At 43.1% G+C, this 26,425-nt stretch carries 18 protein-coding genes and 1 riboswitch; of the genes, 3 read left to right on the plus strand and 15 right to left on the minus strand.

What is annotated here, in order from left to right:
- Position 1: 1 nt before the first annotated feature.
- The 8 genes from CFE23_RS12250 to CFE23_RS12285 all read right to left on the minus strand — a co-directional run bounded on the left by CFE23_RS12250 (position 2) and on the right by CFE23_RS12285 (position 9,608).
- The gene (locus CFE23_RS12250; RefSeq protein WP_291088418.1) at positions 2-2,017 is read right to left on the minus strand and encodes a transglutaminase domain-containing protein; all 2,016 of its coding nucleotides are present in this window, start codon (positions 2,015-2,017) and stop codon (positions 2-4) included.
- A 5-nt stretch (positions 2,018-2,022) separates the two neighbouring features.
- Positions 2,023-3,924, minus strand: a complete 1,902-nt coding sequence (locus tag CFE23_RS12255; protein ID WP_291088420.1) for a DUF3857 domain-containing protein — start codon at positions 3,922-3,924, stop codon at positions 2,023-2,025.
- Between the two features lie 50 nt (positions 3,925-3,974).
- Positions 3,975-4,427: a D-aminoacyl-tRNA deacylase gene (gene dtd, locus CFE23_RS12260; RefSeq protein WP_291088422.1), complete on the minus strand. Its 453-nt coding sequence runs from the start codon at positions 4,425-4,427 to the stop codon at positions 3,975-3,977.
- The gene (gene rsgA, locus CFE23_RS12265; RefSeq protein ID WP_291088424.1) at positions 4,424-5,404 is read right to left on the minus strand and encodes a ribosome small subunit-dependent GTPase A; all 981 of its coding nucleotides are present in this window, start codon (positions 5,402-5,404) and stop codon (positions 4,424-4,426) included. The genes dtd and rsgA overlap by 4 nt, the downstream gene beginning before the upstream one ends.
- A gap of 192 nt (positions 5,405-5,596) precedes the next feature.
- A complete protein-coding gene (locus CFE23_RS12270) occupies positions 5,597-6,688 on the minus strand; it encodes a bifunctional 3-deoxy-7-phosphoheptulonate synthase/chorismate mutase type II (protein WP_291088426.1) in 1,092 nt (363 codons plus the stop codon).
- Positions 6,689-6,782: 94 nt separating this feature from the next.
- On the minus strand, positions 6,783-7,640 hold the full coding sequence (locus tag CFE23_RS12275; RefSeq protein WP_291088428.1) for a prephenate dehydrogenase: 858 nt from the start codon (positions 7,638-7,640) through the stop codon (positions 6,783-6,785).
- A gap of 1 nt (position 7,641) precedes the next feature.
- On the minus strand, positions 7,642-8,787 hold the full coding sequence (locus CFE23_RS12280) for an aminotransferase class I/II-fold pyridoxal phosphate-dependent enzyme (RefSeq protein ID WP_291088429.1): 1,146 nt from the start codon (positions 8,785-8,787) through the stop codon (positions 7,642-7,644).
- On the minus strand, positions 8,784-9,608 hold the full coding sequence (locus tag CFE23_RS12285; protein ID WP_291088431.1) for a prephenate dehydratase: 825 nt from the start codon (positions 9,606-9,608) through the stop codon (positions 8,784-8,786). Before CFE23_RS12285 ends, CFE23_RS12280 begins: the two co-directional genes overlap by 4 nt.
- A 258-nt stretch (positions 9,609-9,866) precedes the next feature.
- Between CFE23_RS12285 and gldA the strand changes: the two genes are divergently transcribed.
- Positions 9,867-10,763 carry a gliding motility-associated ABC transporter ATP-binding subunit GldA gene (gldA, locus tag CFE23_RS12290; RefSeq protein WP_291088433.1) on the plus strand — a complete coding sequence of 299 codons (897 nt, stop codon included), beginning with the start codon at positions 9,867-9,869 and terminating at the stop codon, positions 10,761-10,763.
- Positions 10,764-10,848: 85 nt separating this feature from the next.
- Here the strand turns inward: gldA and metF are convergent, their stop codons facing one another.
- The 4 genes from metF to CFE23_RS12310 form a co-directional block, all read right to left on the minus strand.
- Positions 10,849-11,805, minus strand: a complete 957-nt coding sequence (metF, locus tag CFE23_RS12295; protein WP_291088435.1) for a methylenetetrahydrofolate reductase [NAD(P)H] — start codon at positions 11,803-11,805, stop codon at positions 10,849-10,851.
- Positions 11,806-11,942: 137 nt separating this feature from the next.
- Entirely contained in the window at positions 11,943-14,606 is a 2,664-nt protein-coding gene (gene metH, locus CFE23_RS12300) for a methionine synthase (protein ID WP_291088436.1), read from the minus strand.
- A 7-nt stretch (positions 14,607-14,613) separates the two neighbouring features.
- The gene (locus CFE23_RS12305) at positions 14,614-15,615 is read right to left on the minus strand and encodes a homocysteine S-methyltransferase family protein (RefSeq protein ID WP_291088437.1); all 1,002 of its coding nucleotides are present in this window, start codon (positions 15,613-15,615) and stop codon (positions 14,614-14,616) included.
- Between the two features lie 59 nt (positions 15,616-15,674).
- Positions 15,675-15,774, minus strand: a riboswitch (SAM riboswitch).
- A 140-nt stretch (positions 15,775-15,914) separates the two neighbouring features.
- Positions 15,915-17,441, minus strand: a complete 1,527-nt coding sequence (locus CFE23_RS12310) for a T9SS type A sorting domain-containing protein (protein ID WP_291088438.1) — start codon at positions 17,439-17,441, stop codon at positions 15,915-15,917.
- A gap of 238 nt (positions 17,442-17,679) precedes the next feature.
- Here CFE23_RS12310 and metK point away from each other — a divergent pair, with 238 nt between their 5' ends.
- Positions 17,680-18,930 carry a methionine adenosyltransferase gene (gene metK / locus CFE23_RS12315; RefSeq protein WP_291088439.1) on the plus strand — a complete coding sequence of 417 codons (1,251 nt, stop codon included), beginning with the start codon at positions 17,680-17,682 and terminating at the stop codon, positions 18,928-18,930.
- A 73-nt stretch (positions 18,931-19,003) separates the two neighbouring features.
- On the plus strand, positions 19,004-20,365 hold the full coding sequence (locus CFE23_RS12320) for a hypothetical protein (protein WP_291088440.1): 1,362 nt from the start codon (positions 19,004-19,006) through the stop codon (positions 20,363-20,365).
- Here CFE23_RS12320 and CFE23_RS12325 read toward each other — a convergent pair whose 3' ends face one another.
- The 3 genes from CFE23_RS12325 to CFE23_RS12335 all read right to left on the minus strand — a co-directional run bounded on the left by CFE23_RS12325 (position 20,366) and on the right by CFE23_RS12335 (position 26,373).
- A complete protein-coding gene (locus CFE23_RS12325; protein WP_291088441.1) occupies positions 20,366-22,672 on the minus strand; it encodes a hypothetical protein in 2,307 nt (768 codons plus the stop codon).
- Between the two features lie 99 nt (positions 22,673-22,771).
- On the minus strand, positions 22,772-25,447 hold the full coding sequence (locus tag CFE23_RS12330; RefSeq protein WP_291088442.1) for a TonB-dependent receptor: 2,676 nt from the start codon (positions 25,445-25,447) through the stop codon (positions 22,772-22,774).
- Positions 25,448-25,473: 26 nt separating this feature from the next.
- Positions 25,474-26,373: a GLPGLI family protein gene (locus tag CFE23_RS12335; protein WP_291088443.1), complete on the minus strand. Its 900-nt coding sequence runs from the start codon at positions 26,371-26,373 to the stop codon at positions 25,474-25,476.
- Between the last annotated feature and the right edge of the window lie 52 nt (positions 26,374-26,425).

The following is a 26,425-nucleotide window of genomic DNA, read 5'->3' on the forward strand; positions in this document are numbered from 1 at the left end:
GTTAAACTTTTTTTAATACAATTTTCTCTTTTTGTTTGTCAATCATTTTTTGGAAAAAGTCTTTGAGCATTTCATAGTTATCCGGCGCTACTATTGCAGAATTGATGTCTGTAATGACAGACAACTGAATCTTTCCATCAGCATGCGCAATGGTGTATCTAAAAGTCGCAAATCCCTCCACAGTGGCAAGGCTTACAGAAGCCGGTATTGATTCTACCTGGTATCCAGAGGGAATCTCGATAGCGACGGTATACTTGTCTTCTGTAGGAAAAGTAAAATCTACAGGATACTCCCTCTTTTCCTGTTTGAACGGGTTGGAATCCAGACTCATAAACAGCATCGGCGTGAAGTACATCTTATCGCCAATAATCTCAACGGTGCTCCCTTTAAAGGCATAGGTCTCAATTATTGGTTTTGCCAGTTCTTTGTCATTTTCACGGGAATATTCTGAAATTTCAATTTTGTTATTTTTATTTTCGAGATTTTCGAGATACGAATCATTGTTCATGTCGGAATAACGCTGCCTGAACACCAGCGCATTGTAATCTGTCAGTTGTTTTCTTAACTTTCCAGTCACTTCACCTTTGTCGCTTATTTTCGCCATCATGTTTACCGATTCCTTTGACAGCATTTTCGGAACCAGGTCCACCTCATTTGAAGAACCTTCTTTTCTGACTAACCTGCCAAACCAATTTAAATCTCTTATCGGAAGTACATTCGGCAACGCATAGCTGTCTGTGGCGTCGAGCAAAATCAGCCCATCTTTGATTTCGACAGCGCAAATGACATAATTGAATGCTGTCCTGGAGGGAAAAAAAGAAATTCCATTTGAACGGGTACTGAGCAAAACTGGGTTTGCATTAATTCCCGAATGTCTAAGCATTGCTGTAAGCATCAGATTGATTTCGGCAACATTTCCAGCACGATCTTTGTAGGCCCTCTTTACACCATCGTTGCAGGCGTAACCGTAGAATCCGTTCCATTTTATATTCTTTTTTACAAAATCAAAAAGGGTTATTATTTTCTCCGTTGGGGTGGTTATTCCAGCGAGTAAAGTGTTTACATCTTCCTCAAAGTAGCCTGTTTTATTTAACTCCGGTCCAAAATCGTCATAGTCATATATTTTCTTTGTAACAGTTTCCCAATCAGTAGAAAGGTATTTTACAGGCGTGTTTGGGTATTTAATAGTGGAAAGCTCGTGGGAAATTCCGGAGACGTAATTATGAATATTATTGACAAAAGCCTCGTCTTTAAGTGCAGGAACATTTTCTGCAAGGTACGTTGTCTTCGTTGCTTCAAAATCAATCTTATCCTGCGTAAAAGTAGTTCTTACTGGTGAAAAACCTTCGCCACCGGTCCGTTCCTTTCCATTTATCGTATATGATTTCTGTGAGTTTTGGGTAGTTACTTTCGGGAAAATGTAGCCTCGCTGATTAATCTTGTACACAAAATACTCCGGAAACTCCGTTTGAAATTCCGAATAATTAACGGGAATCGACATTTGAAAATCCCAATCATCCAACTTAGTAATATTTCCGGAGCTTATCGTATATTCATATTCGATTACAGAGCCTTCTTTAACATTTGGCATGGTGATTTTTTTCTTACCCCAGTACTTGTTGAGCTTTTCGTCGAATTCTCCGTCACTTTTAAGCTTTGACTTCACAATCTTTCCATTCTCAAGATTAAAAGTCGCTGCGTCGGAAAATGAAACAGTCTCTTTTGATTCATTGGGCAAATAGTAGGTTTGTTCGAAGTTCGCCCAGTCATATCCTTCTTTCTTATAAATTTTAATCCGTGTTTTAACCCGTCGCGTCATAGTAAATCCATTCTGTTCATTATAATCAAATGATACTTCGCCTTTTGTAAACAGAACGGCTGCAGTGGCATCGGGATCTGTTGGGTGTTGCTTTTGCTGGAGTTCTTCAACAGATACTTTTCCAAGTTCAAACTTTTGAGCCATTACTGGAAGAGACATCAGGATTGTGGCGATAAAAACAAATAGTTTGGTGTTCATGTTTATTACTTTTTGGTTACTACAATTTTTGCATTGTCGTTTTTGAATACTTGCTCCCGAAACAACCTGTAATCCTCATAATCTTTGCTGTCATACCGGCTGCTGTTGATCAATAGCCTCCGTTTATAGGTGATCGTATTGTCGCTGTTTTTTACAAAGCGGGCTGTATACTCGCCATATTTTGTTTTAGTTTCCAAGACGTCCGGAACAGCTTCTACCTCGTAGCCTTCGGGAAGCTTAATGACGATTTCATCCTCATCACAAAAACCATAGTTGATTTCGAAGGGGTTCTCCCTATTCCTATATCGCTTTGGTGTACGGTGGTTGCAATTGAAAACGTTCGCGACAAACATCATCCTGTTGCCATTGACGGAACAATAACCGTCTGCTGAAAACTGGATGTCCTGCGAAAACGAAATCGATTTTTTGTCATCGACTAAATTCAGCCTGGAAAATTTCAGGTTGTTGATATTGTCAAAGTACTCCTTATAAAAATCATCTTTTTCAGTGGCTGACAATGACGCTGTCTTAGCCGCATCGCTGTATTGTATCCCTTTTGAAACAATCGAAACGGAAGCGCTGATGTTACCATCCGGAGAAATAACGTAACTGCCATGCGAAACCTGCGTATTTTGAGTATCAGGATAGACAACGGTATGCACAATTTGCCCTCCATCCGGCTTGATAACAAGTGCATCCCTATTGTCGGTAAAATGTCCGGAATAACCAAATGGCCCTTGCTGATCAGTACATTCTAGCCATACATAATGGTCCCCATCGGGAATACACAGTATCATATGGTTTCCTTGTTGCGATACAAAATCTGATTGGATATTTACTTTGCGACCACCATAAATGAGGACGTTGTATGCGTTGACATTGACCGCCTTCAATAACGCCCGCGTATAATTGGACAACGCTTTGCAATCGCCATAACCCAGCTTGTCTACGTCCTTGGCAAGCATCGGCTTGAATCCTCCGATTCCCACCTGAATGCTTACATAACGCGTTCTGTCCTGAACATATTTGTACACTATTTTTGCGATCTCCAACGGATTTTGTTCGCTCCCTACTAAAGCTTTAATTTTACTTTGTGTTTCCAAAGGTAATTCGTCTGTACCCGCCAAAAGACTATTGTAATACCATTTGCCATATTCTTCCCAGGTCTTTGCCTCACCATCAACTCCTTCAAGATTAAACTTGTCTGTCCTGAAATAGACAACTGGAGCAATTTCATTGAAACCAGGACTGCTTTCCTCTCCTTTAAGCGCTTTCAGATGATCTGCTGAAAAACTCACAGCAAGCTCAGCATCAGATTTATGAATGGCCTTCTGTCCAAAATTCGCCTCTTTATAATGAAATCCAATATCTTTTGGATAAGTAATGTTAATTACAGATTTTTCTGTGCTGACGTAATACCCATCAAGTGGCGTCCATGAAGGAATGAAAGCGGTATTCGAAGTTTCTGTTTCTGCTTCAAAAACCATGGTAAAGGGATAGCCGACTGGCGTATAATCAAGATAAAGTACCCTGTTGTCGTTAAACACAGAAACTCCATCCGCTACACTAACATCCCTGAAATCCTTTCTCTTTAGCGATTTTATCTCTTTCCCCAATCCATCATACACTGTAGCCGACAACTTTTTAACCTTATTCCTGGGATCATAATGTACTACTGCACCAATATCTTCAAGGCCCGATTCATTGAGTACCGTCACAGCACGTTTTTGACTAACAATCATGCTTTTTTGTGAAGTAATATCGATGTTGTATTGCTCAAGGCGAATCACCGCATTCGCATTCTCTTTTAATATCGGGTCAATCAGTGCTGCGGCATAATTCTCTTTTTGAGCGACACACGGCAAGGAAATACAGAAAAGTAATACAAAGGAAATAACTCGCTTCATTTTTAGATGGAATTTCGCCAAATGTAACTAAATTTAAGAAACTTTTAACTTTAGGATTTGTTTTTTGAGTCCATCAATATGGTAACCGGACCATCGTTTATGAGTGCGACTTTCATATCTGCGCCAAATATTCCCGTGCCCGGCCTTTTTCCCAATCCGGCCTCGAGCTGGTCGATAAAATACTGGTACAATGGTATGGCCTTTTCGGGCCTGGCTGCTTTTATATAGGAGGGGCGGTTGCCTTTTTTTGTCAGCGCGTGCAGTGTAAACTGGCTTACAACGATGATACCGCCATCAATATCCTTTAAGGAAAAATTCATGATGCCATTTTCATCACCAAAAATTCGTAGCCCTGAAATTTTAGCGCTAAGCCACGCTGCATCTTCTTCCGCATCACTTTCTTCAATTCCAACCAGCACCAGCAGGCCTGTATCGATGGCAGCCGTTTGAACGCCATCAATCGTTACCGATGCCGATGACACACGTTGGACAACTACCCTCACGATTTTCTGGTTTCATCGCTCGCAATGCGGTCGTCATTGTAAATGTCAGTGCGGTAATGTTCGTCATCGCCTTCAAGGATTTGCAGGTAGCTGCGGTAACGCGACCAGGCTACGCGGTCTTCCTCTAAAGCCTTTTTTACCGCGCAGTTGGGCTCATCTTTGTGCAGGCAATTGTTAAATTTACATTGTTCCTTGAGCTTGAAGAATTCCGGAAAATAGTCGCTGATTTCACCCTGCTCCATATCCACAATACCAAAACCCTTAATCCCTGGTGTATCAATGATTTTCGCATCAAACGAAAGGTCATACATTTCTGCAAAAGTAGTCGTGTGCTGTCCCTGTTTGCTTTGGTCAGAAATCTCGGTAGTCTTTAGGTTCAAATTGGACTCAATGGCATTCACCAATGTGGATTTCCCTACGCCGGAGTGGCCTGAAAACATACTTACCTTTCCAAGCATCATTTCCCTTACCTTATCAATACCCTTCTTCTCCGTCGAGGAAATCCGCAGGCAGCGATAGCCAATTTCCTGGTAGATGTGTTGCAGGTACAACTGCTCGTCAAGCGTTTGCTCATTCAGGGTGTCAATCTTATTAAACACCAACACTGTTTCGATGCCGTATGCCTCAGCCGTAACAAGAAATCGGTCAATAAATGAAGTTGTCGTCGGAGGATTATCAATCGTAATCAGCAAAAAAACCTGGTCGATATTCGCCGCGATGATATGCACCTGCTTCGACAGGTTTACTGATTTCCGGATGATGTAGTTCTTGCGGTCATGGATCTTATGGATCGCACCGGTCACTTTATCCGAATTGTCGTCTACTTCAAAATCAACCACATCACCCACCGCAATCGGATTCGTACTCTTGATCCCCTGCATGCGGAATTTCCCTTTCATACGGCACTCGATAAAGCCACCTTGCTCAGATTTTACCGTGTACCAGCTTCCCGTTGATTTATAAACCGTCCCTGTCATGGCGCAAAGATAGGAATTTCAATTTGCAGTTCGCAGTCCATATAGGCAGTTTCTCCTGCTGCTTACGACCATTGCCCCCTTTATCATGGCGCCCCCTTTCGGGCCGCGCTCTACGCGCTACACGGTAGCTTGCTGCGATCGCTGGCGCGGCGCCAGGTTCATTTACCCCTCCATCGCTGTATCAAAACGCCGTCATCCCAATCGTCCATTGATAATTTTTTCCTGATGGCTGATGCTCTCCTGGTGAATCGCTTTAAATATTTTGAGGATAAATTCCTCGCTCAAACCCTTTTGCTCCCCTTCAAGAATCATTTTTCCCAGGATTTCGTTCCAACGTTTATTTTGAAGCACGGCAACATTTTTTGCCTTTTTCAGCGCGCCAATCTGCTCCGAAACTTTCATTCGGTTGCCCAGAATTTCAATGAGCTTGCTGTCGGCGATATCAATGTTTGCGCGCAGCTTGATCATTTCGGTATTGAAGTCATCTTCCTCCGACGTTTCTTTCCTGATCTTCAGATTCTGGAAAATGGCTTTCAGTGCATCCGGCGTAACCTGTTGGGCAGCATCACTCCAGGCATTATCAGGATCAATATGCGTTTCGATAATGAGCCCGTCATAATTTAAATCCAATGCCTGTTGCGACACTTCGAGAATCATATCACGCCTTCCTGTGATGTGTGACGGATCACAAATCAAGGGCAGGTCCGGAAAACGGCTCTGCAGTTCAATGGCAATCTGCCATTCCGGGATGTTTCTGTACTTGGTTTTTTCATAAGTCGAAAAGCCCCGGTGAATCACACCCAGTTTCCTGATCCCCGAATTGTACAACCGCTCCACGCCGCCAATCCACAGTGCGAGGTCAGGATTGACAGGGTTTTTTACCAACACGATTTTATCAGTACCTTCTAATGCCTCGGCAATTTCCTGAACCGCAAAAGGATTTACGGTAGTCCGCGCCCCAATCCACAGGACATCGATATTGTGCTCCAATGCGAGTTTTACATGCGTCGCATTGGCCACTTCGATAGCCATCAGTAGTCCGGTTTCGGCTTTAGCGCGTTGCAGCCATTTTAACCCAATGGCACCCACACCTTCAAACCCCCCTGGACGCGTCCTTGGTTTCCATATGCCCGCTCGAAAGATGCTGACATCCGAATTCTTTAGCTGGTGCGCAATCTGCAAAACCTGTTCTTCTGTTTCCGCGCTGCATGGCCCTGCAATGACCAAAGGGTGATCCAGTTTAAAATCATCAAGCCATTTCCTGAGGTTTTTATTGTTTTCCATGTTTTTTTAAGATAAAAGAAGCAGGAGCAAAGATATTCATTGCTGATTTGAACTACATCTTCTTATTTGTATATATTTTTTTCATTCCTGTGCATCAATTTCGTTGCTGCTGCCTGTTCAAAATCTCCCTGATCCTGTTTGTATTCTGCATCTCTTCAAAGATGGCCTCAAAATTATCCTGCTCCAGCAAATTCCTGAAGTGTTCCAGATTCGCAATATATTCTTCCAGGCTTTTCAAAACCTGTTTTTTATTCTGTTTAAAAATAGGCGTCCACATCGCCGGCGAACTCTTTGCAAGCCTCACGGTACTTTCAAAACCGCTGCCGGCCATGTCAAAAATATCGGACTCATGCTTTTCTTTCACAATCACCGTTTTACCAAGCATAAACGAGCTGATGTGCGAAAGATGTGACACATAAGCGATATGCCGGTCGTGTGCCTTAGGCTCCATCAATCGGATGCGCATGCCCAGATCGCGGAACAATTGCATCCCTTTTTCCTGCAGTTTGAAAGCCGTCTTTTCCACTTCACAGATGATATTTGTTTTTCCTTCAAAAAGTCCACGCAACGCGGCAGTCGGCCCTGAAAATTCTGTCCCTGCAATAGGATGTGTTGCCATAAACTGCTTTCTCCTCGGATGATTACTAATGATTTTGCAAACAGCTGCTTTTGTAGATCCGGTATCAAAAACGAGTGCATTGTCGTTGATTAAGTCCAGTACTTTCGGCACAATTATCAAAGCGGCATCGACGGGAACAGCAACGATGACGATATCAGCGTCGGCGACTGCCTCAATCGCTGCACTTTTATGGATGACTCCAAGCCGCTCCGCTTCATTCAAATTGCTGTCATTTGAATCTACGCCAAAAATCACTGCTTCAGGATACAAATCCTGGATGTCAAGTGCCATCGATCCGCCAATTAGCCCAACACCAATTACGTATACTTTCATCTTAAAATCTTTCAATGGCTTTTTGGATTTCATTTTCCGGAACACAAAGTGAAAATCGGATATACCCTTCTCCATTTTTTCCAAAAATCGTTCCGGGTGCAATAAATAAATGCTTTTCATGTAACAGCGCATCGACAAACCGTTCAGCTGAAGAAATCCATTCCGGCAATTTTCCCCATACAAAAAGGCCTGCGCTGTCGCGATTAAAAGTGCATCCTATTGTATTCGCCAGCTTAAACGTCAGCGCCCTCCTTTTTTCATAGATGTCATTTAATTCCGAAAGCCATTGATTATCGGTTTCCAACGCCGCAATGGCGCCTTGTTGGATTGGATAAAACATGCCACTGTCCATATTGCTTTTCACCTTTAACACGGAATCAATCAGCCTGGCATTTCCTGCTACCATGCCCACGCGCCAGCCCGCCATATTGAACGTCTTTGAAATCGAATTCATTTCGAGCGCCATCCCATCAGCGCCCTCAACACTTAAAAGTGACCGTTGTGTATTGTTCAAAATGAAACTATACGGATTGTCGTTGATGATGAGGATATGGTGTTTCCTGGCAAAAGCAATTAATCTTTCAAACAACCTGTCGTCTGCGGAAGCACCAGTCGGCATGTTTGGATAATTGACCCACATCAATTTTACGCGGGATAAATCCAGTCTTTCCAGCGCTTCGAAATCCGGCTGCCAATGATAATCCGCAGTCAGGTTGTAAAATATAGGCTTTGCACCGACAAGATTTGCTACCGATCCATAAGTGGGGTAACCCGGATCCGGAATCAGTACACCGTCACCTTCATTCAAAAAAGCCATTGATAGGTGCATAATTCCTTCTTTAGATCCCATTAACGGGAGTGCTTCGTTCGCAGGATTAAGTCTTACATTAAAATGTTTCTTATAAAACGCCGCCATGGCGTTTCGCAACTCGGGAATACCCTGGTAGCTTTGGTACTGGTGTGCATTCGGATGCTGCAATGCTTCGTGTAACGCAACACTCACAGTTGGCGGTGGCGGCAAATCCGGGCTGCCGATACCCATATTGATGATTGGTTTCCCATCAGCGATCAGTTGCCTTACTTCCCTCAGTTTGGCAGAAAAATAGTATTCCTCGACCACGTTAAGTCGGTGAGCAGGTTGTATCATGGCTGTTGGTTTTTGTATTCGCCGAGCACGTTGAAATGCGTCGACATGATTTCTAATATCGCTTTTGCTTTTGCAAAATCAGCGTAATCATCAAAAGTCACATCAACGAAGAACGCATATTTCCAGGGTGTTTCAATTTTGGGCAACGATTGGATTTTGGTCAGGTTGAGTCTACAATCGCCCATCACATTCAGCACTGCGGCAAGACTTCCACGCTTGTGTTCGAGTTCGAATTTAATGGATGCTTTGTTAACCGTTTCATCGGGTTTGGCGATCTCCGATTTTTGCAAAATTACAAATCGGGTCATATTGTTATCGACCGTTTGAATTTCCGGCGCCAGTATTTCAAGGTTGTACAGCCCTGCTGCTGTTCTTCCGGCAATGGCGGCAATCCCTTTGAGCTGCTGTTCATTGATGCGTTTGGCGGTTTCGGCAGTATCCTTGTCTTCGACGAGTTTTATCTGCGGAAGCGTTTTCAGGAATTCCATGCACTGCAATAGCGCCATGGGGTGCGAGTGCACTTCGCGGATGTCCTCCAGTCTCTGACCTTTCAACGCCATGAGATTCTGGTGAATATCCAGATAATATTCGCCAACAATCGTCAGGTTGTGCTTATCAATCAATGCGTAATTTGGGATGATCGAACCGGCAATCGAATTTTCCAGCGCCATCACTGCCGCTGATGATATGTTGTCTACGAGACTCATCGCCAGCCTATCAAATGACATACATTCGTGGGCTTCAAAATTTTCACCAAAGAAAGCGCCGGCCACCTGGTCGTGAAATGAACCCTTAATTCCCTGTATAGCAATTTTCTTCATATTAGAGCAAAAAAAAAATCCCGATTTGCATCGGGATTTATATCAGTCTTGAATTAATAATTTTCAAATAACCATACAACAATCCCGTTCTTTTGTACTAAAGAAATAAAAGGAGTTGCTGTAATAAAAGCTGTTATTGAACATATCTTTTTGTTATATGGCTAAAATAGAAAAAATTGGTTTCGCTTCGACAAAAGAATTTTTTTTTTTGAAAAAATTAACTTTGCAATTCTTTACTTTTGCTCCAAATCAATTTGTATGTCAATAGAAGTCAGTAATATTTCCAAAAGTTATGGAACGCAAAAAGCACTCGACAATATTTCGTTTAAAGTCGAGAAAGGCGAAATTGTGGGTTTTCTTGGACCAAACGGCGCCGGAAAATCAACGTTAATGAAAATCCTGACCACCTATCTGACTGCAGATGAAGGCACAGCCGCCGTAAATGGGCACGATGTGTCCGGGGATCAAAAAGCGGTGCAGCAATCTGTGGGCTATTTGCCGGAACACAATCCTTTGTACCTCGACTTGTACATCAGGGAGTACCTTGCGTTTAATGCGGAGGTATATAAGACACCTAAGAAACGCATCGACGAAGTCATTGAATTGACGGGACTGACTCCTGAAAGTCATAAGAAAATCGGGCAATTGTCGAAAGGATACCGCCAGCGGGTTGGGTTAGCGAACGCCCTGCTTCACAATCCTGATGTATTGATCCTTGACGAACCCACGACGGGACTTGACCCGAACCAATTGGTTGAAATCCGGAATGTCATCCGGAATGTTGGGAAAGACAAGACCGTTTTCCTTTCTACACACATTATGCAGGAAGTGGAAGCCATCTGTGACCGTGTCATCATCATCGACCACGGAAAAATCGTTACCGATAAAAAGCTGACGAACTTAAAAGAACAGAAAGAACAAATTATCGAAGTTGAATTCGATTTCAAAGTGGAAGCACAACTAATCGCCACCATTCCGGGATTGGTCTCCTATAAAAACATCCATGACATGACGTGGGAGCTGGTTTTTGCTGCCGCAGATGACATGCGCCCGGCCGTGTTTGATTTTGCCAGCGCCAATGGGCTCCGCACCCTTCAGCTAAACCAGAAGAATAAAAATCTTGAGTCCATTTTCAGGGATGTGACGGGGAAGTAAATCCCTAGCCCTGATCGCAGCGGCATCCTTTTACGGCGTAGCGCAGCGGAGCCGTAAAAGATACAGCGGAGAGCGGGAACAGCTCCTAAAAAACCTCCTTCGCAATCGCCTTAATATTCGCGGCTTTTCCCATCGAATAATAATGCACCACCGGAATTCCCGCAGCAAGCAGCTCACGGCTTTGCTGGATACACCATTCAATCCCAATCTCGCGGACGGCGTCGTTGTCTTTCGCTTTCACTATTGACATGATCAGGTCATCGGGTAAATCGACTTTAAAACGGTGCGGAATCAGGTTCAGCTGTTTTTTGGTCACAATGGGTTTCAGCCCCGGAATAATTGGGACGGTAATCCCCTCAGCACGGCATTTGGCCACAAAATCAAAGAATTTTTTATTGTCAAAAAACATTTGCGTAATGATATATTCCGCGCCATTCTTGATTTTCTGTTTCAGGAAATAGATGTCGCTGTCCGGACTTGGTGCTTCCATATGCTTTTCCGGATACCCCGCCACACCAATGCAAAAATCCGTCTGGGCGGAGTTCTGCAGCTCGGGATCCAGGTAAATGCCCTTGTTCAGGTTGTCAATCTGTGTAACGAGCTCTGACGCATACTGATGCCCCTCTTTTTCGGGCCTGAAATAGATTTCGCTTTTTATTGCGTCACCCCGCAATGCAACGACGTTTTGGATTCCAAGGAAGTCGATATCGATCAGGAAATTCTCCGTATCCTCTTTGGTAAAACCACCGCAAAGGATGTGCGGAATCGCGTCTACTGAATATTTATTCTGGATTGCGGCACAAATCCCGACCGTTCCGGGACGTTTCTTCACCACCTTTTTCTCGAGCAGGCCGTTTTCGAGTTCCTTAAATTCATATTCTTCCCGGTGGTAAGTAACATCGATAAACGGAGGCTTAAATTCCATCAGCGGGTCAATGCTGTCGAAAATGGACTGGATATTCTGTCCTTTTAACGGCGGCAATATTTCAAAGGAAAAAAGTGATTTCCCCTGAGCGTTTTCGATATGTTGGGTAACTTTCATTACAAGTGAATTTTAAATTTAAATTATTAATAGTGGGGTTTGCCAGCGGCTCCGTTGCACTGCGCCACTGTCGGGCAGTCCGTCCAGGAGCTTCGGGACACGGCACCCCGCTTGCCTTCCTCACGCGGAGTTGCGATTCAGTCAGCGATATTCGGGGCAAGCCATTTTTCCGCTTCCGCTGGCGGTATGCCGCGGCGTTGGGCGTAATCGTTCACCTGGTCATGTTTTATTTTTCCAAGTCCGAAATATTTACTTTCCGGATTGGCGAAATAATACCCTGAAACAGACGAAGCGGGCCACATCGCCATGCTTTCGGTGAGTTTCACGCCGATGTTTTGTTCCACGTCCAATAATTCCCAAATGGTCGGTTTTTCCAAATGGTCTGGACACGCCGGGTATCCTGGCGCAGGACGAATTCCTTTGTATTCTTCTTCAATCAGCGCCTCGTTTGACAATATTTCGTTTGACGCATAGCCCCAGAATTCCTTCCGAACCTTTTCATGCAGGTATTCTGCGAAGGCTTCTGCCAATCGGTCTGCCAGTGCTTTCACCATAATGGCGTTATAGTCGTCAAGATCCTTTTCAAATTCGACGGCCCATTCTTCAATACCAAAACCGGTACTGACGCAAAATGCGCCCATATAGTCTTTTTTGCCTGAGGCTTTGGGCGCAATAAAATCGGCTAAAGCCAAATTAGAAGCGCCTTTCGTCTTTTGTGATTGTTGGCGTAAGGTTAGAAAACTGGACAGTATGCTTCCATGCGCATCCCGAATTTCAATATCGTCGTCATTCACCTGATTTGCCTCAAAAATTCCAAAAACACCTTTACCTTTAAATCTTTTTTCATTGAGTATCTTTTCTAAAAGTGACTTTGCGTCGTAGAAAAGTGCCGTTGCTTCTTTGCCGACGATGTCATCGGAAAGGATTGCCGGGTATTTCCCGTGTAATTCCCATGTTCTGAAAAACGGCGTCCAATCGATATAAGGCACTAAAATATCAAGGTCTATCTCTATTGTTTTTACGCCGAGAAAATAGGGGGGCGAAGGTTCAAAGGTACTCCAATCTAACTTTAGTTTATTGTGCCGCGCATCCGCCAGCGAAAGGAAATTTTTATCCCGGGATCGGCTTAAATAACCCTCGCGCAGTTCATCATATTCTGATCTTAAAGCGATGGCGTAATCGTCTTTTACATTTTTACCCATTAAGTTTCCTGCCACGGTAACGGCCCTGGATGCGTCATTCACATGAACCACGGTTTTGCTATATTCAGGCGCAATTTTTACGGCTGTGTGCGCACGGGACGTTGTGGCACCGCCAATCATAATTGGAATACTGATGTTTAGTTTCTCCATTTCTTTGGCCAGGTAAACCATTTCGTCCAATGATGGTGTAATCAATCCGCTTAGGCCAATGATATCGACGCGCTCCTTTATGGCAGTTTCTATGATGCGCTCCGGTGGTACCATAACGCCGAGGTCAATGATCTCATAATTGTTGCATCCCAATACAACGGAAACAATATTTTTTCCGATGTCGTGTACGTCGCCTTTTACTGTCGCCATCAGGATTTTTCCGCTGGATTTGGACACACTGTTTTTATCCTGTTCAATAAACGGAAGTAAGTAAGCAACAGCCTTTTTCATGACCCGTGCTGATTTTACGACTTGCGGCAGGAACATTTTTCCGCTCCCGAAAAGGTCGCCTACGACATTCATTCCTGTCATCAGGTTAATTTCAATCACCTCGATTGGTTTCGAAGCCGCGAGCCTTGCTGCTTCGACATCGATTTCAATAAACTCGTCGATGCCTTTTACCAACGCGTGCGTAAGCCTGTCCTGTATGGAACCGGAACGCCATTCCTGGGCGATTTTCTCGGTATTCTTAAAATCCCCTTTTACACTTTCCGCAAAGTCGAGCAATCGTTCTGTGGCATCACCGCGCCTGTTTAGCAATACATCCTCAACCCGTTCGAGTAAATCTTTTGGAATCTGATCATATACTTCGAGCATTTCCGGGTTCACGATCCCCATGGTCATCCCATTCTGAATGGCGTGATAAAGAAACGCAGAATGCATCGCTTCACGAACTTTGTCGTTCCCGCGAAAAGAAAATGATACGTTACTCACGCCTCCGCTCACATGCGCATAGGGAAGATTTTCCCGAATCCATTTGGTTGCCCTGAAAAAATCGATGGCGTTGAGTTTGTGTTCATCCATTCCGGTTGCAACCGGAAAGATATTCGGATCAAATATGATGTCTTCTGCGGGAAAATGGACTTCGTCGACTAAAATATCATAAGATCTTTTGCAGATTTCAATGCGTCGGTCATAGGTATCAGCCTGACCATCTTCATCGAAGGCCATGACAATTACTGCGGCACCATAACGCTTGATAAGTTTGGCCTGCTGTATGAACTTTTCCTTTCCTTCTTTAAGCGAAATCGAATTGACAACACTTTTCCCCTGCGTGACTTTAAGTCCCGCTTCGATAATTTCCCATTTGGAACTGTCAATCATTACGGGAACACGCGCAATATCCGGTTCAGCAGCAATCAGGTTCAAGAATGTTGTCATGGCAAAAACGCCGTCGAGCATACCTTCATCCATGTTTACATCGATGATTTGCGCTCCGCCATCAACCTGTGCGCGGGCCACTTCGACGGCTTCTTCATATCGTTCTTCCTTAATCAGCCTTAAAAACTTTCTGGAGCCCGTTACGTTGGTTCTTTCACCTACGTTGACAAAATTCGTTTCTGGCGTAATAATAAGCGGTTCTAGACCTGACAATTTTAAGTATTTCATACGAATATCAAGCGGATTCAAAAATTTCACGTGGCTTAAACTGGGCGGCAACTTCGGCAATCAACCGGATATGATCCGGAGTGGTACCGCAGCATCCGCCGATGATGTTGATAAGATTATCGCTTAAATATTCCCTTATCAAAAGCTGCATTTCCTGAGGTGTTTGGTCATAATTTCCGAACGCGTTGGGCAATCCTGCGTTCGGATGAGCCGAAATATTCAGCGAAGTATTTCTCGATAATCTCTTAAGATATGGTTTTAGTTGGTCTGCACCCAAAGCACAGTTGAATCCGATGCTGAGCAACGGCATGTGCTCAATGGAGATTAGGAATGCTTCAACGGTTTGTCCGGAAAGCGTCCTTCCGGATGCATCGGTAATCGTTCCTGACACCATTACAGGGATGTCCGAGTTCCTTTCTTCCTTGATTTCCTCAATCGCAAATAAGGCGGCTTTGGCATTAAGTGTGTCAAATATGGTTTCAACCATCAGTAAATCGCAACCTCCATCAATCAAGGCTTCGGTTTGTTGCCTGTAAGCGGCTTTTAATTCGTCAAAAGTCACTGCGCGAAACCCAGGATCGTTAACATCCGGAGACATGCTGGCTGTTCGGTTTGTGGGTCCGATGGAGCCGGCGACGAAACGCGGCCTTTCTGGATTTCTGTTAGTGAATTCATCCGCTGCCTCACGCGCAATTCTTGCCGATTCGTAATTGAGTTCATACACCAATTCCTCCATGTGATAGTCAGCCATCCCAATCGTAGTAGACGAAAATGTATTGGTCTCTACAATATCTGCACCGGCCTCAAAATACTGCCGATGAATTTCGCGAATCGCTGATGGCTGCGTCAGTGAAAGCAGGTCGTTATTCCCTTTTAGTGGGTGTGGAAAATCTTTAAAGCGTTCGCCTCGGAAATCCTCGTCGGTGAATTGATAGCGTTGAAGCATCGTACCCATGGCGCCATCGAGCACAAGGATTCTCTTTGATAAAATCGTTTTGATATCTGACATTCTTAAAGTTTTGTATTGAATGTCATCAGGAAATAGGGCAATACGGAATCGTATTTCTGTTGTTATCTATCCAAATTGGTAGAATGTAGCACCTTCTTTAAGCGTAAAGGGTTGCTAAGGCTTCAACGGGTCTAATCCCTCTGCCTTTCGTGATAACTTTCAATAAATTTATGAACAATGCAAATTACGGGAATACAAATGTATTTAACAACATTTAATCTAAAATACTCCGAAATCGATTGAGTTATGTCTAAAAAAAAAAGCCCACTTAAAAAGTGGGCTTTTCTAATCAGTATAAATTATTTTTTAACAATTTTCTTAACTACTGTTCCTTTATCAGAAGTAATATTTAAAAAATATACCCCTGCAGAAAGATCGGAAGCACTAATCTGAACATTTGCCGCAGCAACTACGTTGTTTGATTTAACTGTACGCCCCTTCAAATCCGTTACTTTCACATTAGTAATGATAGCATCATTGGTATTGTTGATGTTAATAACATCATTTGCAGGATTTGGAAAAACGGTAAATTGAGATGCAAGATAATCTTCTGTACCCAAAACCTGGCTTACCGCCACATTATCAATGAACGTTGCATGAGTTCCTGCATTTACTGCGTTAGTGGAATGAAAACCTAAATAGTATGTGCCTGCAGATGGTGCAACAAAAGAAGATGTTTTCTGTACATAAGTAGCGCTGGTCTCACTTTCAGTCGCGATCGGAATTGTCATTCCCGCTATATCCTGAGAAGTACCCGCTTTCAATTCATAAGTAGAAGTCCCGGTACTTGTAGCGTTAACATAGTTTCTTACATAGTAACTAACTGTGACAGTCGCACCTGCGTTAAGGTCAAGACCTCTTGACATTAACCATGAATCGTTTGGTCCCGATGCAGCATTGCTTGAAAAAATCAAAGCCATATTGTCACCATCCTGAACCAATGGACTTCCAGCTCCCGCAGGATAAACTTGCCAGCTCTCACCTGCATAAGTAGCCGGTTCATCAAGTGTCCATCCTACGAAATCAAAACTAGTTTCCTCAAAACTTGTATTATATGGAGGGGTTGCTGGAGTAAACAGTGTACTGAATGATATTGGACCTGCCCACACACTAAAATCACCAAACCCGCAATTTGATCTGATATAAAAGTCGTAAATTGAATTAGGGCTTAATGTAGTCAAAGATACAGAGGTGTCAGCTGTTGAAACCAATGTTCCCGTACCTTGAACAAATCCTGTCGGCCCATACTCGAAATCGTACCCTTCAGGGAAACCCTGTGCAGGTGCCGTCCAACCCAAACCAACAGAAGTAGTAGTAGGCGCTGCTGTGTAAGTAAAACCGGTAGGTTTGAAACAAGTAGCTGCGGTGAAAGTGAAATCAAAAGAAAAGCCTGTAGCAGACCATCTGTTGTCCCATACAATATAATAAGTAGTCCCAGCTGTCAATGTAATATTAGAAATGGCAGAACGATAATCCTGGCCAGCCTCGTTAATATCATCATTCAATGCCACACAGGTATATGGACCACCACAAGCGCCCGTAAAAACACTCAAACGCGTATCCGTTGTTGCTACTGGATTTGCAGCAATTCCGCTTGTAACCGAAAGTACTCCACCAGTAGCCGGTGTAAATTTGTACCAAATTGCTTTTGGTGCTGTTGCTGGTGCTGTATAGCATAACCCCGTTCCCGCCGGATAGGTTCCTGTAATAGCCGGACACACCAAGGTACCAGTCCCGGAAATGTTCGTCGCCGTTGCACAGGTGGTCTGCGCATACATGCTAATCGAACCAAACACAAGGCCCGTCAATAGTAATAGTTTTTTCATAATTTTTAATTTATTGATTTAATGAACGGTAAAAATATAAATTTTTTCAGATAAAAAAAACTTATTTCCCCAAAGTTATAAATTTTGAAAAGGGTTTCATACATTTGCAGTCGAAAAATATAAAGAGGAAAAATTTGTCTGATTGCAACCTCATAAAAAAATGCTAAAGCAGGTTCCCTTCTTTAGCTTTAGCTGTCGCAATTTTTTCCCATAAAATTCAATAAAAAAATTAATTTTTATGGCTTATTTATTTACTTCCGAGTCTGTTAGTGAAGGGCACCCTGACAAAGTTGCCGACCAGATTTCTGATGCTTTAATCGACAACTTCCTGGCTTTCGACAATGAGTCGAAAGTAGCCTGTGAAACACTAGTTACGACCGGACAGGTAATCCTTGCCGGAGAGGTAAAATCGAAGACTTATCTTGACGTGCAGCAAATAGCACGTGACGTAATTAAAAAGATTGGTTATACAAAAAGCGAATACATGTTTGAGGCCAACTCTTGCGGTGTATTGTCGGCAATCCATGAACAGTCACAGGACATAAACCAAGGTGTAGATCGTGCTAATAAAGAAGAGCAGGGCGCTGGTGATCAGGGAATGATGTTCGGTTATGCCACTAATGAAACTGCCGATTACATGCCATTGGCGTTAGACCTGTCCCATAAATTGCTACAGGAACTCGCGGACCTTCGACGGGAAAATAATGAAATTAATTACCTGCGCCCTGATGCAAAATCGCAGGTTACCCTCGAATATGATGATCATAATAAACCATCCCGCATTGATGCTATCGTCATTTCGACCCAGCACGATGACTTCGATGAGGAAACTGCGATGCTTTCAAAAATTAAGAATGATATCGTCTCTATCCTGATTCCAAGAATCATAGCAAAATACCCACAATACGCGCACCTCTTCAATGATAAAATCCAATACCATATTAATCCAACAGGTAAATTTGTAATTGGTGGACCACACGGCGATACCGGGTTGACCGGACGCAAAATCATCGTAGATACTTACGGCGGCAAAGGCGCACATGGCGGCGGTGCTTTCTCAGGGAAAGATCCGAGCAAAGTAGACCGAAGCGCGGCGTATGCCACAAGACACATTGCTAAAAACCTTGTTGCAGCTGGCGTGGCCGATGAAATTCTGGTGCAGGTATCTTACGCTATCGGTGTAGCGAAACCCATGGGAATTTACATCAATACGTATGGCACTTCAAAGGTGAACCTCAGCGATGGCGAGATTGCGAAAAAAGTGGAAGAAATTTTCGATATGCGTCCTTATTTTATTGAGCAAAGATTAAAACTCAGAAACCCGATTTACAGCGAAACCGCTGCCTATGGGCATATGGGGCGCAAACCTGAAATCGTCACCAAGACCTTTAAAAGCCCTGGCGGCGAAATTAAATCAGTTACCGTCGAGCTGTTCACCTGGGAGAAACTTGATTTTGTAGATACTGTAAAAACGTCTTTCGGAATTTAGTAACTTCATTTAAAATAGCAAAGCCCGGCAATCGTCGGGCTTTTTTCATTATTTTGCATCAGGTAAAACAAAGATGGACAAACTCATAGGGTATTTCTACGCAAAAACTACAGGTCTGATTGCTAATCCAAACTACCTGATGCTGCTTGCATTCTTTAACGCAGCGTTGCTCATGAATTTCCATTCTTTCTACAGGACAAATCTTTTTGCGGCGCTTTTATTGCTGTTTTTTGGCTTTGTTTCCGCAGTCGATTTCCGCTTCTGGTGGGCCAGTCTCATCAATACCGTTTTGGCGGTTTATTTCTTTGTGCCAAAATTCCCGAGATTAGCCAACCACTCCAATATTGAGCTGGTGGCAGGCACGATTATTATCGTCTTATTGCTGATGAAGATCAGGAAGCCCAGTCTTCGCATTTCGGGTCATTTGATCACGCAAATTTTCCGGGTATCGCTGGTGACCATTTACTTTTATACCGGATTTCATAAACTTAACACTGATTTCCTGGACAGTTCCGTAAGCTGTGTAAACCGAATTAATGAATACGCACTCGAAAATCTTACCGGAAACAACATAATCCTGACAAAAACAGCTTCACACCTTTTACAGCTTGCCACGCTTTTCGTTGAACTCATCCTGCCTTTCGGGTTGCTATGGCGCAAAACCAGAAAAGCTACTGCGGCAGTATTGCTGGTCTTTCATGGCTATCTCGCTTTCACCGTTTTCGCCGATTTCAGTGCGCTGGCGTGCTTCATGATTCTTGGATGCCTTGTCGACCCCGGCGTAAAATCGCTTCATCCCAAAACTGCCTTCTATCTGAGGATTTACCTTTTCTTCACGGTAATCTCTTTGGCAGCACGGCCGTTTCTCGATCGCTTCCTCATGGCGGAAAAAGTACCGTTCCTGCATGGCGTCATTTTTAATATTGGCGTTTTGATTTTCTTTATCCACTATTTGAGGAATTACGCCGCTTCCGCAGACGAAACCCGCCCAAAAAAAATCACGCTGCCGTTGCTGTGTGTGCTCATTATTAGCTTTTGGTCTATGAAATCATACATCGGGCTTGGAAATAGTGGAAACCTGACCATGTTCAGCAACCTTATTACTGAAAAAAGCCGAAGCAATCACTTGCTAATTGACACCAAACGAACAAAGATTGTCAATCTTGAAGAAGACAACCTATTTATACTGGAATTGGACAACAGACTTCAATACGAAAAGTTACAAGGCTACTTCCTGCCCGTTTCAGAGTTTAAGTTTAAGGCTGCAAACTGGGCAAAGAGGTTTAAAAACATACATTGTAAACTGGTTTATCAGGGTGACACCATCAAAACAGCAAATCTTAGCGAAACTGATTTCACTAAAACCGACTGGTGGTATCGGCTTGTAAATTTCAGGAAAATTCAGCCAGACGGCGCCTGCAAGTGCCTATGGTAACTAGTAAGTACCGTTTTTCATGCGTTCTAAAACTTCCTCATACTTCGATTTTGTATCCGCATCATCCATCAGCAAAGCGGCCTTAACCGCTTCGCGCTCCTTCGAAATCGCGCGCTCCTTTTCTCCATTCAAATAATACAACTGAGCCAATGTATCCAGATAGTAGGCATTTCCAGGTTCGATATGCAAACTCGTTTCCGACCAATGTATCGCATTTTTTACCGCCGATTCATGTAATCGGTGCTCCACGACATACCAGGCCACTGTGTTTGCTGTACCCGCAAATGACTGCTTATAATTTGTCCAATCCAGCTGTCTCGTCGCTTCATTTTCATTAGTATAAACCCGGTCCAGGCTTTCAATAATACTTGCATTCGGCTGTACCACGGCATTGTAATACCTACCATAAACATCAAGGTATTCCTGCGACGTCCCTTCGTCCAATATCGCCTGAAGGAAATCGAAATACAGCTTTAAGCCATTCACATTATCTCCAGTGGCAACCACAAATTTGCGATAATATTGAAGTAATTTCTGCCGGCTTGTTTCATTGTCCATAGCGGAATCTGCAATGCTTTTAAAGAATCGATCCAAAACAAAATTCACATCGTTTCGTTGGTAATGGATTTCATCGTGAAATTCGGCTTCCGCTTTGCGTATCTCTTCGAAATGCACAAAAACATAGTTCAGGAATTGAAAATCTGTTTCTTCCGGCGCTTCTTTTCCCTTACCAAAAAGCTTTCTTGTGAAACCTTTTCCATATACCTCCGCTAAACCAACATCAATAAAATCCTGATCATAAAGGTTCTTCTGCTTAAAATACGAGACAATTTGCGCCCACTTTGAATTGGTGGTATTTGGATCGGCCTGAAGCTGGTATAAATTTTCCTTATCCCGAATGACATCAGGAGTATAATCATAGTCCTCCTCGTCGTAAGAATACGATACCACCGTCGTATCGACGACCGTTTCGGTGTAGGTTTCCGTGTAAGTTTCTGTTTCAACTTCTGTGGCTGTGGGCACAGGGACGGCGTAGTCGGCGCGATTACCGGGCGACGCAACTTTTGAAACGGATTTGAAGGCTTTCACGGTTGCTGCCTGCGTTGACTTCCTGTTCGATAGGACACGGTCGAATTTGAGGTATTCATTTGCCCTTGCAAGTTCATCATAGGCAGAATTATAAGTGCCGAAATAACCTGATGTATTTAGCTTTGCTGTGCTGTGGTAAATCAAATCACCGCCAGCATTAAAAACCAATATCTGAGGTTTTTTGAGATCAAACTTATTTTTCACCAGCAAATTTTTGTCCTTTTCTGAAGCCGGGTAAAAATTAAAATGGTCTTCCGCTGCATTGTATTCGCCCTCCATTTTGTTGCTCACCAGCGTTTCCATTCTGGCGACAAATTTCTCAAACTCGGCTACACGCTTTGTGTTATCATAGTCAAAAGCAACTACTAAAAATTTATCTTTGGATCTGGCCGTGGCTTTTTGCGCTTCATCAAAAGTTTTTTCAACGGCATATTTAAAATTATAACTTTGTACCACCTCCTCTTCCAAAGCCATCTGTTCATCGGTGTCTGTTATAAGTCCTGCATTTCTCGCAAAATCCGGATCTTCAATCACTTTTGCAGTAAGGGTTTCCCTTTGAACTATTTCGCTTTCTTCAGTAAAAATTAGTGGAGAAGGTGATTTCCCTGCAGCCATCACGATTTCATTATTTTCATCCCGATACAGTGAAAAATCGAGATTGTCTATGCCTCCGTAGCTGTAATCCAGGTCAATTTCAGAAACATCATCCGGAATTTCAAATTTCGAAATGGACGTAGCCTTTTTTTTCGCAGGACGAAAATCAGTGCCGCCGTAATTTGCAAAATACAAGAACTTTGTTCTTTCAATGGTAAATAGAATGGGTTCTTCCGAATCAAAGTCTACAGACTTCATATAGTCCTTTATGCTCTTGTATTCCGCCGGACGGGATTCCGTTTGCTGCGTGCCGATATAAATATTGTAAACAAAGTACCTTGACATTTTGTTCGTCATCTTTATCGTGATGTATCGGGAGGCCTTATCCCGGGCAACAGGAATAACAGAAAATGCACCTTGCTGCGATTTTTCGGGATTCAGTTTGATGGTATCGCCCTGCTGTTGGTACAGTCCATGAAGAAAGACGAGCTCATATGTCTTATCCTCATTCATTTTAAGGATAAAATCCTGTCCTGCAGAATTGGAATGGTATCTTCCGGGTTTGATCTCTTTGGTTTGGGCGAGGCCCATGACAGGCAGTAACAGCAACAATAATCTCTTCATAGGGCGATTGATTTTTGAAGTCAGAAAGATATTATAATTTTAGTTCGGCAATGAAATTTAAACAAAAAAAATCCGCCGTTAGCGGATTTTCTGTTCGATCTACAAATCGTATTTTAAACTAAAAAGCAAATACCTTGGCTGTACAAAATACTGCGACGTCCGGGTGGAGAATTGCGAAAACCCGTCGTCATTGAGCGACGTCGTGTTGAGCAGGTTTGTACCTGATACTTTAAATTCCCATTTGCTGTCCTTTTTCTGGTAACTTAAACTGGCCGTAAGAAAATCATATTCATTGTTGACCGTATTGTCGTTGTTGTGGTAATGGTAAAACTCATAATCCATCGTAAACGAAAATGCTTTCAAAAAATAATAATCGAGGCTGGCAAATGGTTTGTCGGTGATAAAAGTCGAATTGTTGTAATCGTTGATACTGATGTTGTAGCCGATTTCAAGATTGGGCATATTTTTGAAAATCGTCGCTGCTTTCACGGTATAACTGTGCGTAAAACTCTCGGTTGTACGCTGGATTCCGTTCTGGATGTTGTTGAACTTTGACCAGTTCAGGCTGGCGTTAAGCGACGCTTTGTAATTCCTCAGGAAAGATCTTCCGTAATTGCCAAAAGCGGAAAAATTCTCGTCAGCAAAATTCGAATTATAGGGCGTCGAAAATTGATTGATTCCATCGAAAACAGCATTTGTTTTGACCGCATCAGTTTTTCTGGAATATTGGAGGTAGCCGCTGATATTTTCAAAATTGAACATATTGTATTTAAAATACCGCAGCGAGTGCACTTGTGAAGTCGCATTTTCCAATGTCCTGTTGCCCCGAAACAAACTGCTATACGACGAAAACACGTTGCCTTCTGTCAATTGGTTAATATCGGTAAAGTCATTACTAATGGCAAAATTGTACGTCAGGGTTTCGGCTTTCTTAATTTGATACAAGGCAAAAAAATCGGGTAAAATCCGAAAGAAATCCTGTTTGTATTCGGTCCCCAATTGTATATTATTCATGGTATACGAGTGGACGCTGAAACCTGGCGTAAACGTGAATTTACCCGAAAGCACCTTATAATGAAAGCCCAAAAAAGCATCGTTAAAATTATAGCGGACTCTGTTGTTATTTGCCGGTTCGTCCAGATCGTTTGTGGAATTGTTGTCCAGAATCTGGAAAATATGTGAATTGAAATCCTGGTGGGAGTAGGTGTCGCCAAAAGTAATATTGATGTTGCTTTTCGGTGTAAGCATGTAATAGTAATCCAGTTTGGCATCCAGTTTATTGGTTTTTACGAAGCGCTCCTGGTTGATCTCATTTCTTGCCTGGCCGGATAGGTAGCCGGGAAGGTCGAAAGGCTGCGTCTGTAGGTTCGCGTTATAAAAAGGATCTTCATCCTGATACAGGTGTTGTACTTCCAGCGCAAACACATTTTTATCGCTTTGTGTATAATACATGCTTAGGTTTTGGTTCACCGATTTGGGACTTTGGTCTTTTCCGGTGAAGATGTCCTCCGAAGTAGCGGTGTTGTTTACGATTTGCTGGCGGAATAATCCGGTATCTTCATTTTGTTTTGACAGTTTGGAAAGCACATCGTAATCAAACTGGAATTTACTATTGGGCTTGTAACTGGAGCTGAACTTAAATAATCCGAGTTCGCTTTTTTGCAATGATTTTTCATCACTCTGCTGCTGGTCGCCCGTGTCCAGGATCACCGTCTGCGACTTGGTTTCCGTCTCTGTGGTTGATGAGGAAAGGATTGCAAATCCGCTGAGGCCCCAGGTTTTGGTAATGTTATAGGAAAAGTTGGTCGCGCCAAAACGCGTTTCGATCTCCTTGGCACGGTTGTTCCGCAGCAAAGAGATGCCCAGGTCATTTGAGGACACATTAAAATTGCTTCCTCCCTTTTTCATCATGCTCCGAAAGCCACCTGTAAATTTGAAGTAATCCTGGACCGTCAGTGGCAATTCACCGATATTATTGAAATTGGTGATGACGTTGATACTGTACTTTGGATTATAGTAAAATACTTTCGGATTCAAAAGGTAGCGTCCGTCAGGACCTGCTCCAGCTGTAAAATCACCAAACCAGAAATTCTTCTTCCCATCTTTCAGTTTGATATTCATGGCGATGCTTTCCTCATTATTTTCAAGGCCTTTGAGCGCTCCGACTTCGTTATAATTGCGCAGTACCTGTACCTTGTCAATGGCGTCAGCGGGAATGTTTTTCACACCCAGTTTGGTGTCTCCATCAAAAAAGTCCTTGCCTTCCACCATCAGTTTTTGGACTTTCTTGCCTTCAACTTCGATTTCACCATCCGCATTAACTTCCACTCCCGGAAGTTTCTTGAGCACATCACCCAATTTCTTTTCGGTTCCTGTTTTAAAAGAATCCGCATTGTAGACGATCGTATCCCCTTTTATGGAAACCGGCATTTCCCGAACGATTTCTACTTCATCCAGCATGGCCCCTTCCTCAAGGGTGATGTTTTTCACGATACTTTCACTTGCTGTATTGATTGTAAGCTCTACCGCTTTATAGCCTACGTAACTAATTTTAACAAGGTAAGCCGTATTGGGTTTCAGGGAGAGTTGGAATTTCCCTTTGTCATTCGTAATGGAGTAAGAATCCATAGCCTTAGTTTCCTGGTTGACGGCCATTACGTTTGCCATTTCCATGGGCACAGCCTTGTTATCCGTCACGAGGCCTTCAACCTTTACCACCTGTGCATTGGATGCGAAAGCAAATAACAGGATATAAAGCAGTAAATATTTTTGCATATTGTTTGTTTTTGGGAAAGAAGAAATTAGTCGCGCATTCTCATCATCCTGCCGCCGCCCGGACCGCCGCCCATTTCCCTGAATTCCTCCATCTTCTTGAGAACGGTTTCATCGTATTCTTTTTGCGACACTTCCTTTCCGTTCGTAGGCGCCTTAATTTCAGCCTTTTCCTTTGGATTGATCACGATTTTTGAACACAGGATAATCGTTTTTCCATCATTTACTTCGAGGATTAAACCCGGCAAGCCCCAGTAGTTGTCCGGACCCTGGCTAACCGGAATCTCAGGCGTGTACCATGCTGTAATCGTGATTTCTTTTGGGATTTCGACATCGTCCATGAAATTGGTTTTCTTAGGTTCATCCTTTTTCTCCTCCTCTTTTTTACCTTCTTCCTTTTTCTTAAGCCTGAAATTCTTAAAATCGGTCTTACTAACGGCCATCACCGCAGTGGCTTTATAGCAGGTGTATCCTCCAATCTGGCGTGTTTCGCTTTCCAGCTTCCAATTCAGTCTAGGCAAAGAATCCTTGACTAGAAATTCCTTACCCATAAATTCCTTATTGACGGTATACGTTTTTTCTTTTACATTTTTGTAATAGGTCCCACCCCCGCCCATGAACGATCCCATCATGCGCATTCCAGGGTTCTGGCCGGGCGCCTCCAGCTTTTCCTCTTCTTTGTAAATGGAAGCCGACTTATCGAAATGGAGTATAAAGGTTTTTTCAAACATCTTTTTCATATTCTCTTCAATCATTTTCTGCATTTCAGGAGTAATCTCCTTGTTTTCGGCGAAGCGGCTTTTGAATTCACTGGTACTGGTTTTCGATTCATAGACTGCCGTGCCCTGAAATTCCTTCTGAGCCAATGCTGGGGTGATGCCACACATGAATAAGATGGCTAACGCTGAACCGATTAAATTTGTTTTCATTTTTATGTCTTTTGAAAAGGTACTGGCAAATATGGCGAAAGCTTGTTGGTTT

Origin of the sequence: Flavobacterium sp. BFFFF1 (assembly GCF_002256285.1) — a bacterium.
Classification (GTDB): domain Bacteria; phylum Bacteroidota; class Bacteroidia; order Flavobacteriales; family Flavobacteriaceae; genus Flavobacterium.